Origin of the sequence: Nostoc sp. FACHB-152, from assembly GCF_014697475.1 — a bacterium.
GTDB lineage: Bacteria > Cyanobacteriota > Cyanobacteriia > Cyanobacteriales > Nostocaceae > Nostoc_B.
Window position 1 is genome coordinate 294,735 of sequence record NZ_JACJRV010000003.1, and the last position, 16,597, is coordinate 311,331.

11 protein-coding genes are annotated in these 16,597 nt (G+C 42.1%); 7 read left to right on the forward strand and 4 right to left on the reverse strand.

The window, feature by feature from the left end; translation table 11 throughout:
- Positions 1-186 precede the first annotated feature (186 nt).
- From H6G76_RS05100 to H6G76_RS05120, 5 genes are all read left to right on the forward strand, one after another.
- A complete protein-coding gene (locus H6G76_RS05100; protein WP_190696313.1) occupies positions 187-5,493 on the forward strand; it encodes a PAS domain S-box protein in 5,307 nt (1,768 codons plus the stop codon).
- 255 nt (positions 5,494-5,748) lie between these two features.
- On the forward strand, positions 5,749-6,717 hold the full coding sequence (locus tag H6G76_RS05105) for a PleD family two-component system response regulator (protein WP_190696316.1): 969 nt from the start codon (positions 5,749-5,751) through the stop codon (positions 6,715-6,717).
- A 44-nt stretch (positions 6,718-6,761) separates the two neighbouring features.
- Positions 6,762-7,601 (forward strand): urease accessory protein UreD, encoded by an 840-nt coding sequence (locus tag H6G76_RS05110; protein ID WP_190696318.1) that lies wholly within the window; start codon positions 6,762-6,764, stop codon positions 7,599-7,601.
- Positions 7,602-7,623: 22 nt separating this feature from the next.
- Positions 7,624-7,926 (forward strand): urease subunit gamma, encoded by a 303-nt coding sequence (ureA, locus tag H6G76_RS05115; RefSeq protein ID WP_190696321.1) that lies wholly within the window; start codon positions 7,624-7,626, stop codon positions 7,924-7,926.
- A gap of 22 nt (positions 7,927-7,948) precedes the next feature.
- Positions 7,949-8,254 (forward strand): urease subunit beta, encoded by a 306-nt coding sequence (locus tag H6G76_RS05120; protein WP_190696332.1) that lies wholly within the window; start codon positions 7,949-7,951, stop codon positions 8,252-8,254.
- An 86-nt stretch (positions 8,255-8,340) separates the two neighbouring features.
- Here H6G76_RS05120 and H6G76_RS05125 read toward each other — a convergent pair whose 3' ends face one another.
- A complete protein-coding gene (locus H6G76_RS05125; RefSeq protein ID WP_190696335.1) occupies positions 8,341-8,718 on the reverse strand; it encodes a GxxExxY protein in 378 nt (125 codons plus the stop codon).
- A 72-nt stretch (positions 8,719-8,790) separates the two neighbouring features.
- Here H6G76_RS05125 and ureC point away from each other — a divergent pair, with 72 nt between their 5' ends.
- Positions 8,791-10,497, forward strand: coding sequence for an urease subunit alpha (gene ureC / locus H6G76_RS05130; protein WP_190696338.1), 1,707 nt, complete (start codon positions 8,791-8,793; stop codon positions 10,495-10,497).
- Positions 10,498-10,683: 186 nt separating this feature from the next.
- On the opposite strand, the gene H6G76_RS05135 is transcribed toward ureC, so the two are convergent.
- Positions 10,684-11,523, reverse strand: coding sequence for a hypothetical protein (locus H6G76_RS05135; RefSeq protein ID WP_190696341.1), 840 nt, complete (start codon positions 11,521-11,523; stop codon positions 10,684-10,686).
- 448 nt (positions 11,524-11,971) lie between these two features.
- On the opposite strand from H6G76_RS05135, the gene H6G76_RS05140 reads away from it, so the two are divergent.
- Positions 11,972-14,242, forward strand: a complete 2,271-nt coding sequence (locus H6G76_RS05140; RefSeq protein ID WP_190696353.1) for a transglycosylase domain-containing protein — start codon at positions 11,972-11,974, stop codon at positions 14,240-14,242.
- Between the two features lie 60 nt (positions 14,243-14,302).
- On the opposite strand, the gene H6G76_RS05145 is transcribed toward H6G76_RS05140, so the two are convergent.
- Positions 14,303-15,808, reverse strand: a complete 1,506-nt coding sequence (locus H6G76_RS05145) for a DUF4335 domain-containing protein (protein WP_190696356.1) — start codon at positions 15,806-15,808, stop codon at positions 14,303-14,305.
- Positions 15,805-16,431: a DUF3038 domain-containing protein gene (locus tag H6G76_RS05150; RefSeq protein WP_190696359.1), complete on the reverse strand. Its 627-nt coding sequence runs from the start codon at positions 16,429-16,431 to the stop codon at positions 15,805-15,807. The genes H6G76_RS05145 and H6G76_RS05150 overlap by 4 nt, the downstream gene beginning before the upstream one ends.
- Positions 16,432-16,597: the final 166 nt, after the last annotated feature.

Sequence of the window (16,597 nt, forward strand, 5' to 3'; positions counted from 1 at the left end):
TATCCTTTTATTCCTTCTTTACTGTTCCCTATTGCCTATTGCCTCTCTACACAAGTATGTTCAGTCATCAAATCGGATTCCTATATCACCTCTGCTTTATTAAATAAAACTGAGGAATTCTACATAACCAATAAGCCAGGGTCAAGCATAGGGAACACTAAACCTACTGCAAAACCAGGGTTAACAATGAAAAAAAGCTATTTGGATCATTTATTCAAATTTTTTAAGTTTATTGAGCCGCGATCGCTGGCGGTCGCAATTGGTATTATTATTTCAATTGTGGTTTTTTTAGTTTGGCAAAATTTACATAGTTTAGCTTTTTTAGATCATAAGCGATCGCTCTTACCAACTTTTTTTCTGATTGGAGGACTTTTTATTGCCTGGTCTTCAGCGTTGACCTTATATTTTGGATTTTTAGGTATTAGTAGAAATATTACAAAGGGTAAAGAAGCTAAACATTTACTAAACAAAACTCTACGTGAATTAGAATTTCAGAAATTTGCCCTTGATCAACCAGGAATTGTGGCAGTTACAGATCATCGCGGAATTATTACCTACGTCAATGATAATTTCTGTGAACTCTCGCAATACACTAAGGAAGAATTGATTGGGCAAACCCATCAACTGATTAAATCAGACTATCATCCACCCGCTTTCTTTAAGCAACTCTGGTCAACAATTTCTAGTGGTAAAGTTTGGCAAGGAGAAATTCAAAACCGAGCAAAAGATGGTTCATTTTACTGGGTTGATACGACGATTGTGCCATTCTTAGATGATGATGGTAAGCCTTTTAGTTATTTAGCAATTCGCCTTGACATTACTCAAGTCAAACAAAAAGAACTAGACCTCAAAGAAAACGAAGCAGCCATCAAATCGCTGTATGAGATTACATCTGCCCAGCATCTTAATTTTGAAGAGCGCATTCAACAGCTAATAGCGATGGGATGCCAGTTATTTAATCTTGAGTTTGGTATCTTAGCTCGTCTACAAGATAACCGCTATGAAGTGATGGCTGCCCAATCGCCTAATAATACCCTCAACAAAGGTGATATCTTTGATGTGAAACAGACTTTCTGTTATGAGGTTTTAGATAGAGATGAACCTCTAACGATTGAACATACAAAAAATTCTCAATGGAAAAACCATCCTGCCTATAGTGCATTTGGCATGGAATCTTACTTGGGAATGCGAGTATCAGTTACAAATGAAATTTATATTACTCTCAGTTTTTCTAGCCATACACCACGGGCAGAAAAATTTAAATCTGCTCATCAAGAACTGCTCAAGCTCATGGCGCAATGGATTAAAACTGAAATTGAGCGTCAGCAGACCCAGGAGACATTGCAAAAAGAGCGAGAATTCCTGAAAGTTCTGCTCGACAATGTGGGAGCAGGAATCATGGCTTGTAATGCGGAAGGTGTTTTGACGCTTTCTAATCGCACTATCCACAACTGGCATAGGCAAAATACACCTCAACAACTCACATTGCCCGAACAATGGTTGCAATACTGCGATCTTTACTTACCTGATGGTGAAACCCCAATATCAAAGGAGGATATTCCACTTTTTCGAGCTTGGCAAGGAGAACAAGTCCATGATGTGGAAATGATCATGGCTCCAAAGCATGGAAAAGCACGCATTGTGATGGCAAATGCCCAACCTATTCTTGATGCTCAGGGGCGACAACTAGGTGCAGTTTGCATATTACATGATATTAGCGAACAGCAAGCTGCGCTACGCGATCGCAAAGCACTTGAGCAAGAAGTAGTTCAAAAACAGCAGATGTTAGACGCATTTATTACTAGCGCACCTGTTGGCATTACGGTGCTGGATAGCCAATTGCGTTTTCTGGTAATTAATGAAGCATTGGCCGAAATTAATGGAGTCGCAGCCACAGAGCATATTGGCAAAACACCTTGGGAGATTGTTCCTGATTTAGCACCGCAGCAGGAGCAAGTATTCCAGCGTGTTTTAACTACCGGGGAATCTGTTCTCGATTTTGAGGTAAATGGAAAAACTGCTAAATTTCCAGGTTTAGTTAGAACTTGGTTAGCTTCTTACTTTCCGATTCTGTCACCAACCAGCCAGCCGATAGGCATTGGCATTGTTGTTGTCGAAATTACCGATCGCAAAGCCGCACAAGAGTCATTATTGCAAAGTGAATCTACCCTCCGCAGTTTCTTTAACAGTGGTGCAATGATGATGGGGATTGTTGAGTTACACGACAACGATGTTCGGCATCTTTCAGATAATTTCACCTCAGCACAGTTTTTTGGCACAACTCCAGAGGCGATACAAAATCAGTTTGCCACAGACTTGGGAGTACCGCGATCGCACCTGAACCTCTGGCTTAGTAAATATAAAACAGCCATCCAAACTCAAGCTTCCGTAAAATTCGAGTATCCACACGAAACTGCTGATGGCCCAAAATGGCTATCTGCAACTGTTTGCCCGGTTGAAACCCGCCCTGGTGAACATCCCCGACTTTCATACATAGTGGAAGATATCACCCAACGCAAACACGCGGAAGCTCAACTGCGACAAATCAGTATTGCCCTGGGGAACGCAGTAGAAGGAATTTCCCAACTTGATCCCCAAGGACGCTATACAGACGTTAACCCAGTCTATGCCAAAATTACAGGCTATCAACCCGAAGAAATGCTAGGCATGGAGTGGCAACTGACAGTTCATCCTGATGATGTTGAACGGATGATGGGTGCGTATAATCAAATGCTTAGGGATGGCAGAGTAGAAGTTGAAGCCAGAGGAATTAAAAAAGACGGGACTATTTTTTATAAACAGCTAGTGATGATCTCTGCTTACGATGAACAGCAGCAATTTGTTGGGCATCACTGCTTTATGAAGGATATCACCGAGCGCAAGCAGGCTCAAGAAGCACTGCAACGACAACTTCGCCAAACCCTGCTACTCAAACAAATTACTCAACAAATTCGTCAAAGCCTGAACACTAAAACAATCTTTGAAACAGCTGCTATTCAAATTGGACAAGCATTGAAAGTAGATCGCTGTGCAATTTACTCTTACCTGAAAGATCCCAACCCGCGAATTCCTTTAGTTGCAGATTATGTTGTCCCTGGTGAAAACTCTACTGTAGAAATTGAGCTTCCCAGTGCTGCCAATCTTTATGTTAAACAACTTTTAGCACAAGATGTGGCGATCGCTTCTGATAATGTATACGCAGATTCTTCACTGCAAAATTCTCAACCCATTTTTCAGCAGACCAGACTAAAGTCGATGTTAGCAGTCCGAATCTCTGATCAAGGAAATCCTAATGGAATCATAGCACTACAACATTACAGCCATTTTCGCTCTTGGATTCCCGAAGACATAGAATTATTAGAAGCAGTTGCAGCGCAACTAGGTATCGCCCTAGCACAGGCATACTTACTAGAGCAAGAGACTCGCCGGTTAGAAGAACTCACTTGGAAAAACTGGGCTTTGAAGCAGGCAAAACGCGAAGCAGATGCCGCAAATAGAGCTAAAAGTGAATTTTTGGCCATGATGAGCCACGAAATCCGCACTCCGATGAATGTCATTATTGGGATGACAGGGATATTGCTGGATATGGACTTGAGTCCTCAACAACAAGAGTTTGTCGAAATTATCCGCACTAGCAGTGATGGCTTGTTGACGATCATCAATGATATTTTGGACTTCTCTAAGATTGAGTCCGGTAAATTAGATTTAGAGGAATATCCTTTCGATCTGGGCTATTGCATAGAAGAAGCATTAGAACTATTATCACCTCAAGCGGCTGCTAAAAATCTAGAGTTAGCCTACTTAATGAATATCCAAACCCCAATCACAATTGTTGGGGATGTAACGCGAGTGCGACAAATTTTAGTGAATTTGATTAATAATGCGATCAAATTTACCGAAAATGGCGAAGTTGTTGTTTCTGTAATCGTCAATCAAGACATTAGCCAAAACCAATACAAAATTCAATTTGCCATTCAAGATACAGGCATTGGTATACCCCAAGAGCGGATGGATAGGCTATTTAAAGCTTTTACCCAAGTTGATTCCTCAATGACTCGCCAATACGGCGGTACTGGATTGGGTTTAGCAATCAGTAAAAGATTGTGTGAAATGATGGGTGGCTCAATGTGGGTTGAGAGCAAAGTTGGAGTTGGCTCGACATTTTATTTCACACTGATGGCTCAGGCGGCTTCTAGTTGCGAAATAATTGATTTTAATTTAATTCAAGATTTAACTGGAAAACGTCTTTTAGTCGTTGATGACAATGCAACTCACCGACAAGTAATTAGTTTACAAGCTTCTAATTGGGGAATGATTGTTCACTCAGTGGAATCAGGTTTACAAGCTTTGGAATTAATTAACTCCGGTAAGCAATTTGATATTGCAGTTTTAGATATCCAAATGCCAAATATGGACGGTTTAACTTTGGCAGAACGTATTCGCTCCTTACCAGCGTGTCAAAACTTGCTTTTGGTAATGCTGAGTTCGGTTGAAAAATTAATCCAGAAAGAGCATAGAGAAAAACTAGGTTTTGTGGCTGTTCTCAATAAACCAATTAAGCGATCGCAGCTTTATAACGTATTTATGCAGACCATGTGTGAACAAAAAATTTCTCTCTTACCGACAAAATTATCTTTACCAAAATCTGATTCTGGGTTAAACCAACGACCATTACGCATTCTCTTAGTAGAAGATGTTGCTTTAAATCAAAAGGTAGCTATACGGATGCTAGAGCGCATAGGCTATCGCCCTGACATAGCAAATAACGGATTAGAAGCACTGTCAGCTTTGCACCAACAACCCTATGATTTGGTTTTTATGGATGTGCAAATGCCTCAAATGGATGGTTTGCAAGCGACGCAGGAAATTTGTCAACAATGGTCAGAGAACAGCCGACCTTGGATTATTGCCATGACTGCCCATGCTATGCAAAGCGATAAGGAAAAATGTCTTAGCGTTGGGATGAATGACTATATTAGTAAACCAATTCGGATGGAGGCTCTAGTTCAAGCTTTAAAGAAATATCAAGATTTGCATTCTTTAGATAGTGATCATCAAAAATCAATAGCTATTATCAGCCAGGATGAATTAATTTCTCACTCGGAAGTTGAAAAACAATCTCTGCAAACTCCAGCTATTGATGTCCAAATTTTTCAAGATTTAAAAGATGCAATATGTGATGATGCTGAAATTTTGGCACAGTTTATTGATTGCTATTTAGAAGATGCTCCACAAAGACTCCTTGCGATTCAGAAGGCAGTTAACAAACAAGATGCGGCTGAACTTCGGAGTTTTGCTCATTCGCTAAAATCTTTGAGTGTGACTATCGGTGCTATGCCTCTTGCCGAACTATGCCATGAATTAGAAATGATGGCTAAGACTGATTTTATACTCAGTGCTTATACTGTAGTGACAAAGCTCGAAACAGAGTATCAAAGGGTAGTATTTGCTTTACAGTTACAACATCCTCATAGGCAAAATGACTCACTATAAAATTCACAAGAAACCTCCTGTAGTTCTTGCCCTCGATGAAACTGATGGAGCCAGCCAAGTTAAAAATAATACCATTTCACCAAATAAATGATACAAACAATTTCTCCTCTGCTCCCCTGCCCCCTGCGGCCTATTTGTATCAAACTTAAAGTGAGACAGTATAAGCGATCGCATCGTTTTTTTAACTCAAGATTTATTTAATCTATTGTTAAAATATATTTTCTAATTTGAAAAAATATTATAAATAAAGTACTTGTGAATAACACAATTGAAAACCATAAAAATTTAGTTTTAATTGTTGATGATGAGCGATTAAATAGAATCCAATTGCGACTGTTTGTAGAAGGGGCAGGATATCAAACAGTAGAAGCCCAAAATGGAAAAGAGGCTTTAACTGTTTTTGGGCAATTGCATCCTGATATAGTCCTCCTAGACGCAATGATGCCAGAAATGGACGGATTTGAGTGTTGCCGACAATTGCAATCTCTTGATTTTAGTAAGTATATTCCTGTTTTGATGATTACAGGATTAGATGATCAAGAATCAGTTGATCGTGCATTTGAAGCAGGAGCCATAGATTATGTCACTAAGCCAATTCATTGGCCAGTGTTGCTTCAGCGCATAAAAAGGTTGATTCATCAATCTCAGTTACAACAACAACAAGAACTTTTAACTCAAGAACTCCAAAAATTAGCTATTATTGACGAGTTAACTCAAGTAGCTAACCGCCGGAAATTTGAAGTTTATTTTGATCAAGAATGGCGGCGCATGGCACGGGAGCAAAAGCCCCTTTCGCTGATTCTCTGTGACGTTGATTTCTTCAAATCTTACAACGATACTTATGGTCATCGAGTAGGCGATCGCTGTTTGCAAAAAGTTGCTCAAGCCATCAAAGATGCGGCTAGACGCTCCGTTGATTTAGTTAGCCGTTATGGTGGGGAAGAATTCGCAGTAATTCTGCCTAATACAGATGTCGCCGGAGCTACTCAAGTTGCCCAGAAAATATGTTCTGCTGTCTCTAGTTTGGCAATTCCTCACAGCAGTTCCTCAGTCAATTCTCATGTCACTTTGAGCGCTGGAGTTGCGACAATAGTTCCCCAGCCAGGTTCAGAGTGTGAAGAAATGATCATTGCGGCAGATAAAGCATTGTATCAGGCAAAGTCAATGGGACGCGATCGCGTTCTTGTTTATAACTGGAGTTTAGAAATAATAACCGGCATTTAAATGCATGGTTAAATCTTGTTGTGTAATGTCGTCGTCTTATCCGAATGATTTCGCATCCACAGACAGCAGCAGGTTGGCATGGCAAACTTAACTTAGTCTACGCCAATCGCCAAAATTCCACCCAGCTAATTTACAATCATCATCAAGCACCCCTGAAGATACAACGCCCGTTTTATCCCGAAGGCCAACAAGTCTGCCATAGCGTCATTTTACATACAGCCGGGGGAATTGTGGGAGGCGATCGCCTATCATCCAACTTCCATCTCCAAGCCAGCACCCAAGCTTTAATCACTACAGCCGCCGCCAGTAAGATATATCGCAGCAATGGTTTGCAAGCTAGACAAAATATAGATATCCAAATTGATGCAGATGCTTGTTTAGAATTTTTGCCGCAAGAAACAATTTTGTTTAACGGTGCAAATTACCGGCAAGATTTACGAGTAGAATTAGCACCCAGAGGCAGTTTTTTAGGCTGGGAAATTACCCGATTTGGTCGCAGTGCTAGAGGCGAAAAATTTTTACAAGGAGAATGGCGATCGCATACTGAAATTTGGCAGCAAGGTGTACCCTTGTGGATAGATCGTCAATTTTTACCTGGTAACTCAGAAATTTTTCACAGTCCACATGGTTTGTTTGGACAGCCAATTGTCGGTAGCTTGGTTTGGGTTGGTCATCCAGTTTCAGCCGAAATTCTTGAAAAAGCCCGTTCTTCTTTCACTTCTCACTCTCTCATTGGAGTGACACAGCTAGAACATGGACTTTTGTGTAGATATCGCGGTGCTTCCACATCGGAGGTGAGAAACTGGTTTACGGCTGTTTGGCAAATACTACGAACATCTTTTTTGAGTCGTGGTAGCTGCATACCAAGAGTTTGGCAGATTTAAACGAACTACAAAGGACGCAAAGATGCAACTTACGCCGCAGGAAAAAGATAAATTATTAATTTTTACTGCTGCTTTATTAGCACAGAGACGCAAAGAAAGAGGTTTGAAATTAAATTACCCCGAAGCAGTTGCTTATATTTCTGCTGCGATTTTAGAAGGCGCGAGAGATGGACAAACTGTTGCCGAATTGATGAGTTATGGCACAACTTTATTAACCAGAGATGATGTGATGGAAGGCATACCAGAAATGGTGCATGATGTCCAAGTAGAAGCAACCTTTCCTGATGGCACAAAGTTAGTGACAGTGCATAATCCTATTCGTTAATTTTGAAATTATAAAAATACATATGATACCAGGTGAAATTATTCCAGCCACAGGGGAAATAGAACTAAATGCAGGTCGTCCTACTATTAAATTGCAAGTTGCTAATACAGGCGATCGCCCTATACAAGTTGGTTCTCATTTTCACTTTTATGAAGTTAACAATGCCCTAAATTTCGATAGAGAACAAGCGCGAGGAATGCGCCTTGATATTCCCGCCGGAACAGCAGTTCGCTTTGAACCAGGGGATGAAAAGGAAATAACTCTTGTTCCTCTTGTTGGTTCTCGTCAAGTCTACGGCTTCAACAACAAAGTTAATGGCAATCTTTAAACGCAGAGTATCGCTGAGGTAAACGCAAAGGTAAGGCAGCGCGTTGGGCGGCTTTGCCGACTTGAAGCGACTGCCGTTACGCGGAGTTAGAGTTTATTGGCGACGCGTTTGATACCTTCTTTGAGATGGAGGACGTTAAAGTTGAGGAGGAGACCGAGTTTACAATGAGTGAGTTTTAGATAAGTTAAAAGTTGTGCTGAGTGAATTGGTTTGATAGATTCTACCGCTTTAATCTCAATAACTACCTTATTTTCTACTATTAAATCTAATCGATAAACACAATCTAATTCCACCTCCTTATACACAAGAGGTAATGGAACTTGCCTACCAACCTTAAATCCCTCCTGCTTCAACTCATAATGCAAACACTCCTCATAAGCAGACTCCAATAACCCAGGCCCCAACGCCGTATGCACCCTCATTCCACACCCAATAATCACGCCACTCAAATCATTCTCATTCATACTCCGCGTTCCTCTGCGTTTACCTTTGCTCCCCTTTGCGTTTAAACTCAATCCTAACTCAAGGAGTGTATAATGTCTTACAAAGTGTCTCGTCGAGCTTACGCAGAAACCTACGGCCCGACAGTCGGCGATCGCATCCGTCTCGCAGATACAGAATTATTTATACAAGTAGAACAAGACTTTACTACCTACGGCGATGAAGTGAAATTTGGCGGTGGTAAAGTTATTCGTGATGGGATGGGACAATCGCCCATTTCTAACGCTGATGGTGCAGTGGATTTAGTAATTACTAATGCCTTGATTCTCGATTGGTGGGGGGTAGTCAAAGCAGATATCGGCATTAAAGATGGCAAGATATTTAAAATTGGGAAAGCAGGTAATCCTTATATTCAAGACAACGTAGATATTATTATTGGCCCTGGAACCGAAGCTTTAGCTGGGGAAGGAATGATTCTTACAGCCGGCGGGATTGATAGCCATATTCATTTTATTTGTCCCCAACAAATTGAAGTTGCGATCGCCTCTGGAATCACAACGATGATTGGCGGTGGAACAGGCCCTGCTACGGGAACCAACGCTACCACTTGCACTCCCGGCCCTTGGAACATTTACCGGATGCTACAAGCTGCTGATGCTTTTCCGATGAACTTAGGTTTTTTAGGTAAAGGTAATGCCAGTCAACCCCAAGCACTAGCAGAACAGGTGAAAGCTGGTGCAATGGGTTTAAAGCTGCACGAGGACTGGGGGACAACTCCCGCCACTATTGATACTTGTCTCAGCGTAGCCGATGAATATGATGTGCAGGTAGCCATCCACACCGATACCCTCAACGAAGCTGGGTTTGTGGAAGATACGATCGCCGCCTTTAAAAACCGCACTATTCACACTTACCACACCGAAGGCGCAGGCGGTGGACACGCACCAGATATCATCAAAGTCTGCGGTCAAGCCAATGTGCTACCGTCTTCTACCAACCCCACCCGTCCTTATACAGTCAACACCTTAGATGAACACCTAGATATGTTGATGGTATGTCATCACCTTGACCCCAGCATTGCTGAGGATGTCGCCTTTGCCGAGTCTCGCATTCGTCGTGAAACTATCGCGGCTGAAGATATTTTGCATGACTTGGGCGCGTTTAGTATGATTTCTTCTGACTCCCAAGCAATGGGGCGGGTAGGTGAGGTGATAATTCGTACTTGGCAAACTGCTCACAAAATGAAGATTCAACGAGGAAGTCTTGCTGGGGATAGCGAAGCCGATAATTTACGAGCCAAAAGGTATGTTGCTAAATATACTATTAATCCTGCCATTACGCACGGTATTGCTGATTATGTGGGTTCGGTAGAAGCAGGAAAACTAGCAGACTTATGCTTATGGCGACCTGGATTTTTTGGTGTCAAGCCAGAGATAGTAATTAAAGGCGGTATGATTGCATGGTCGCAAATGGGTGATGCTAACGCCAGCATTCCCACGCCGCAACCAGTGCATATGCGCCCCATGTTTGGTAGTTTTGCAGGTGCGAAGAATGCCACATCTTTAACTTTTGTTTCGCAAGCTGCGTTAGAAAAAGACATTCCTAACCAGTTGGGTTTAAAAAAAGCGGTTGTTGCCGTTTCTGGAACACGTCAGTTAAGTAAGCGCGATTTAATCCTAAATGATGCCTTACCTGAGATTGAAGTAGATCCCGAAACTTATGAAGTCAGGGCCGATGGTGAATTATTAACTTGTGAACCTGCGACGGTTTTACCAATGGCACAGCGATATTTTTTGTTTTAAACAAGAAAGAGAGAATGCGATCGCACTCTCTCTTTCTTTTCTTACCCCACTAGCTTTTAACTATCTGTCATATGATGTTCGTCTTATTACACATCATCAAAACTTTTTTTATCGTCAGCCTTTACGATGAGTGTTCATCTAGACGCTATATTACAGAAGTTTTGTCACAATCGGATTTTATCTTTTTTACTTAGAAGGTGATGCTGAACCGGGTTTGATACTATCGTTAGGTACGTTTGTAGTACCAGGATTTGTGCCGGAACCTGGTGTAGTTGTGCTACCAGGAATTGTGCTGGAATCTGGTGCAGTTGTGTCAGGAGTTGTGCTACCAGGAGTGCTAGAATCTGGTGCATTCAGATTGCGGGAGCCTGGTGCATTGGTGCCAGGAGTTGGACTACCAGGAGTAGTTTCAGGTGTAGTTGTACCAGGAGTAGTGTTACCAGGAGGGGTAGCATCTGGCGCAGTTGAGCCTGGATCTGAGGTACCAGGAGTAGTGTTACCTGGCGTGTTGATATTGCTACCAGGAGATGTCTCAGGTGTAGTTGTGCTACCAGGAGATGTCTCAGGTGTAGTTGTGCTACCGGGAGATGTCTCAGGTATAGTTGTGCTACCAGGAGATGTCTCAGGTGTAGTTGTGCTACCAGGAGATGTCTCAGGTGTAGTTGTGCTACCAGGAGATGTCTCAGGTGTAGTTGTACCCTCTGGTGTAGTGGGGGTAGGAGGAGTTGTACCCTCAGGAGTGGGACTGCCAGGAGTTTGGATATCAGAAGGCTGTGTTCCTCCTGGTGTAGGCGCAGAAGTACTTGGTGAGGTCAATGGTTGACCGTTAGGACAACGAGAGTTATATGGGAAATTTTTACAAAGAATCTCGAAACCTTCTGGTGACAGCTTGATTTCCGTTGGAGAACTAGTGGGTGTGGTGCTGGATTGAGCAATTTGGGATTTACTGGATTGAGCAACAGCAACATTAGCGCTCAGAGCCAAAGTCAAGGCTGTACCAATCAACGACAGAGATTTTCCCTTCATTATTAAATTAACCTCAACGGAAACAGAACACTCGCCCCATTAAACCAGATATTTAAATAAATAAAATCATCCGAAATGCTGATGTTTAATTTTGCAACAAAGATTATCTAAAAATTATTGAACTATGTTAGATTTAAGAGTTTACCACAGGTTTTAGAGTTTTTAGAAATACAAAAATAAAAAGTTAATAATCTAGTTATTCAACGAACAAGGCTAATAAAATCAGTCTTTTAAAGCAAGGAACAAAAATTTATTGCGGTAAATCCAATCACCTTAGATAGAAAATTTAATCCTAGGCTCTAAATTATTGTCATGGTGTAAGATTGAATCGACAAAAATTTTCTACAGCCAAATTCTACTTTGGCTTACGAGTAAAATGGTGGAAGACCTGTATGGAGATCGCCATTACCCGATTCTTCACTAAAAATAATTGTGATGTAAATAACCGATGAGTTCCCCCCAACCCCCTCACAAGCCACAGACGTTACTTGGTCAACTGACTCAAGCAGTACATACTATTCAAGCTAGGGTTGATTTTTCTAAGCTAGCACTTAAACCTAACGCCAAAGTACCAGAACTGTGGGTACAAGATTCGGGGGCGGACAAGGCGGAGATATATCCACTGTTGGGCGATCGCTACATCCTCGGCAGAAGCTCTAAATCTTGCGATATAGTAATTCGCAACCCAGTTGTTAGCCAAATCCATCTTTCATTATCGCGTGACTCTACACAACGCAAGCCAGTTTTCATAATTAGAGATGAAAACTCTACTAATGGCATTTATCGCGGTAAACGGCGGCTCTCTTCCTTAGAAATGCGGCATGGCGACATTATCACTTTAGGGCCACCAGAACTAGCGGCATCAGTCAGACTGCAATATGTTGATCCGCCACCTTGGTATTTAAAAGCTGCAACCTGGGCAGGTTATGGTGTTGGCGGGGCGACGGCATTATTAGCATTAGTCATTGGTGTCGAATCGCTGAAATTCAAGGTCAGACCTTTACCAACCGCAACTCGCGCCCCAGTTATAGTTTACGCCCGTGATGGCTCAACGCCTCTACGTGAGCCGCGCACGACTTCCCACGTAGATATGAAACGGCTGCAAGATTTTGGCCCCTATTTAGCCAACGCTGTAGTCGCCTCAGAAGATAGCCGTTATTACTGGCACGTTGGCGTAGATCCTTTGGGTGTTTTACGTGCCGTGTTAATTAATACTCGCAGTGGAGATTTACAACAAGGAGCCAGTACAGTTACCCAACAAGTCGCTCGTAGCTTGTTCCGTGACTATGTTGGTAATCAAGACTCCTTGGGGCGGAAATTGCGTGAGGCGATAGTTGCTCTCAAATTAGAAACTTTTTACAGCAAAGATGAGATTTTGCTGACTTACTTAAACCGGGTATTTTTGGGCGGTGATACTTCTGGCTTTGAAGATGCTGCTCAGTTTTACTTTGAAAAGTCAGCTAAAGAATTAACCCTGGCGGAAGCAGCAACGTTAGTAGGAATTTTGCCTGCTCCCAACGCTTTTGATTTTTGTGGTGATGGGCCAAATAAACTAGAAGCTGCTGATTACCGCAATCGCGTCATCAAGCGATTGCTGGAAATGGGCAAAATTTCCCAAGAAGAGGCTAACCGCGCCAGACGTTCTACAGTTCAAGTCAGCCCGAAAGTCTGCGAACAACAAGCCAAAACCATCGCTCCCTATTTTTACAGTTATGTCTTTCAAGAACTGGAATCAATCTTGGGGGAAGGCGCAGCTAGAGAAGGCAACTACATTATAGAAACCCAGCTAGACCCAACAATTCAAACCCAAGCTGAAACATCATTGCGGAACTCAGTGAATAATGCTGGCTCCTCTTTTCGGTTTTCCCAAGGGGCGATGGTTACCCTAGACTCTAAAACAGGTAGTATTTTGGCAATGGTAGGCGGTACTGATTATCGCAAAAGCCAGTTCAATCGTGCTGTCCAAGCCAAAAGACAACCTGGTTCTACCTTTAAAATCTTTGCTTACACCGCCGCTATTCAACAGGGAATTTCAGCAAATAAATCTTATTCTTGCGCTCCTTTAACTTGGCAAGGCTTTACATATAAACCCTGTCGTGCTGGTGCAGATGTCAGTTTAGATATTGCTACTGGTCTTGCCCTTTCTGAAAATCCCATTGCCTTAAGAGTTGCCCGCGAAATCGGCTTAAATAAAGTTGTTGCAATGGCACAAAATTTAGGAATAAAGTCACAACTTGATCCGGTTCCTGGTTTAGTACTGGGTCAAAGTGTAGTGAATGTTTTAGAAATGACAGGTGCTTTTGGTGCTATCGGGAATCAAGGTGTATGGAACCCACCCCACGCCATTAGCCGCATCCTTGACAGTGGCGATTGCAAAGATCGTAATGATTTAAAAAGCTGCCGTGTGATCTATTCCTTTGACCAAGACCGTGAAGCCAACAAACGAGTCTTATCTACAGCAGTAGCTGATGAGATGACTACTTTGATGCGAGGTGTAGTCACCAGAGGTACTGGTCGTAGTGCTGCTATTGGTCTAGGAGAAGCTGGTAAAACAGGTACTACTGATAAAAACGTTGACCTGTGGTTTATTGGTTTTATTCCTAGCCGCCGCCTAGTTACAGGTGTCTGGCTAGGAAATGACAATAATTCCCCCACCTCTGGCAGTAGCGCTCAAGCTGCTCAATTGTGGGGTAATTATATGGGTAAAATCACAAGATGAATTCGTAATTCGTAATTCGTAATTTTTAACTATGAATTACGAATTATCAATTACGAATTATTAACGGTATCCCTGCCAAGGAGTTACATCAAGTTTGCCATTGGGCGTAAACACTACTTGGAAATGAGCGAGTGGTTCTTGATTATTAGGTGCTGCGCCATTTGAACCATAAATGGCTTGAAACATATCTGGTAGGGGTGTTTCGCGGAAATGATTAAAGGCAACTTGATTGAGAGGTTCATAATCAGCAATGATACCTTCTTTGTTGACTGCCACTCGGTAGCGTAAATCCTTGGTGTAACTAGGAGTTCCTTTCCAGCTTTGGCGAATGGTGTCGTATAGCTTTTTGTTTAAACCCTTAACTGTATTAGCGTCTGTGATTTTTTGACCTATTACTTGGGGTGTACTAGCGTAGCCACGCCAAGGGCTAACTTCTAGCACGCCTTTGTTAGTAAAAACAACTTTAAATTGAGCGATGGGTTCATTCGTAGAACGCTTTGCGGGATTGTAAAGCAGTTTTGGTAGAGGAGTTGATTCTATTGCCTCATTTGAGCCTTGATTTATTGCTTTATAACCAACGATCGCACCATCAGCCGCAACACCTACACGATAAACTAAATCTTGTTTCACTGTAGAGCGATCGCTCCAAGCTGGATCAATTTGATTCCAAACCTCACGATTCAAAGCCCGCAATTGTGATGGGTCGGTAATTTCGGTAACTGTCTTTAACAGGGCTTCTATATCTGCAACTGCGGGTGCTGTTGCTGCTGCGGTGGGTGTTGGTGCAGGAGTTGCAACTGCTACAGGAGATGCAGTTTCGGTAGGAGCGGTTGTTGGCGTAGCCGCAGTTATGGGAGATATCGCATTATTACTAGGAACGGTTGTTATTGGTGGCGTAGCCCCTGTACTAGTATTGGGTGTTGGTGTTGCGCTACTCTGTGGTTCTGGCTGCGGTTCTGGTGGACGGACTTGAGGAGGCGGAATCAAGCTAAAAGCTAAGGCGGCAGCTGCTACACTTGCCACTCCAATAGTTGCTGGCACGGCTTGCTTGAGTACAGCTTCACTAGCACCGCCATAACGTTTAGCAACTGGTTGTAGTTCTAGTGATAACTCTGGTAGAGTTTGGGTATCCGCAAAAAACTGATCTACAGCTTCTACTAAATCAAATAACTGCACCGTATTCATATCTATTTGAATCGGTGAATTAGTATTATGAGAATTTTGCTCTAAACCTTCTGTATTACTTTCAGAATGAACAATTAATCTATGCCTATTACTATTAATTTTTTGTAACTCTACTATTTCTGAATCCTGGTTATGAGCTTGTGCATTCGGCACATTGCTTAAAAATTCTTGGGCATAGGCACTAACAGCCCTCACCAAACTTTCAAAAAATTCTCTTCCTCCCACAAGAGGCTGTTTATGACCAGATATATAGCATTCTACATTTACCAATATTGATAATTCTGGGCGCAATTCTTGTAAATGTGCCGCCCTTGTAGCATCGCTTAAACCCTCTAAAAGCAACGTACAGTTAGGGAGACTGTACTTACGTTGAATATTCATGCCACTTCCCCGTCAAAAAGACTAATCCAGAATCGCTGCATTCCGGCTGTGCCAGTGCAGAATAGTAATTGTCCTAACAAATTAATAGCTAACTCATCTAATTTTTCGTCAGAAGTTAAAGCTAATACCCCAGAACGTCGAGCATTCATTCTACTTTTAAAATGGACGCGAAATCGCTCTAAATAATTAGATAAACGCAAATTTTGTTCTAGGGGAATCTGCTTGTCATTCATTTGTTGATATATCATGAGCATCTGGCGAATCACCACCGTTAACCGCCGTGCAATGTAGCAAGCAATGACCACTAGAGCTTTTGCTTCCATAATAGTTAAAGGACGGCGGATATTAGCTCTTCGCATCGGGTTAGAGCTACGCATCCGCCACAAATTAACTCTGTCTTTAATAATTTCTTTTAAATCTAACTCTTCAGCAAAAGTTAAAATTGCTTCCGAACCACCAAGCTCTAAAGCTTCGATCGCCAGTAAAATTAAGTCAATTTGTAGCCGAGTTCGGGGTGGACATCCTTGTCCCGCGATCGCCGGATCTGGTAACGTGTCCAGAATCATCGGTAGTGATGCAGGCGCGGGACTGTTGAACGGCGTTAAGCTCGCGGAGACATTCATTCTATAAATTACCTTGTGCGCTTCCAACAGACTAGATACAACTAGTACAACTAAATTTAAGATAAGTAGCCAAAAAATAACATTAAACTTGTGGCAGTAGCCATAATACTTCACGTATACATGACTTAACTTGTTCTCCTACAAGATTTACCTATAGTTAAATTTC

Bases quoted from the DNA above. Each gene is read 5' to 3' on its own strand.
- H6G76_RS05100 (WP_190696313.1), top strand. From the start codon at position 187: ATGAAAAAAAGCTATTTGGATCATTTATTCAAATTTTTTAAGTTTATT.
- H6G76_RS05110 (WP_190696318.1), top strand. From the start codon at position 6,762: ATGATTTCGCATCCACAGACAGCAGCAGGTTGGCATGGCAAACTTAAC.
- ureA (WP_190696321.1), top strand. From the start codon at position 7,624: ATGCAACTTACGCCGCAGGAAAAAGATAAATTATTAATTTTTACTGCT.
- H6G76_RS05120 (WP_190696332.1), top strand. From the start codon at position 7,949: ATGATACCAGGTGAAATTATTCCAGCCACAGGGGAAATAGAACTAAAT.
- H6G76_RS05125 (WP_190696335.1), bottom strand. From the start codon at position 8,718: ATGAATGAGAATGATTTGAGTGGCGTGATTATTGGGTGTGGAATGAGG.
- ureC (WP_190696338.1), top strand. From the start codon at position 8,791: ATGTCTTACAAAGTGTCTCGTCGAGCTTACGCAGAAACCTACGGCCCG.
- H6G76_RS05135 (WP_190696341.1), bottom strand. From the start codon at position 11,523: ATGAAGGGAAAATCTCTGTCGTTGATTGGTACAGCCTTGACTTTGGCT.
- H6G76_RS05140 (WP_190696353.1), top strand. From the start codon at position 11,972: ATGAGTTCCCCCCAACCCCCTCACAAGCCACAGACGTTACTTGGTCAA.
- H6G76_RS05145 (WP_190696356.1), bottom strand. From the start codon at position 15,808: ATGAATATTCAACGTAAGTACAGTCTCCCTAACTGTACGTTGCTTTTA.
- H6G76_RS05150 (WP_190696359.1), bottom strand. From the start codon at position 16,431: ATGAATGTCTCCGCGAGCTTAACGCCGTTCAACAGTCCCGCGCCTGCA.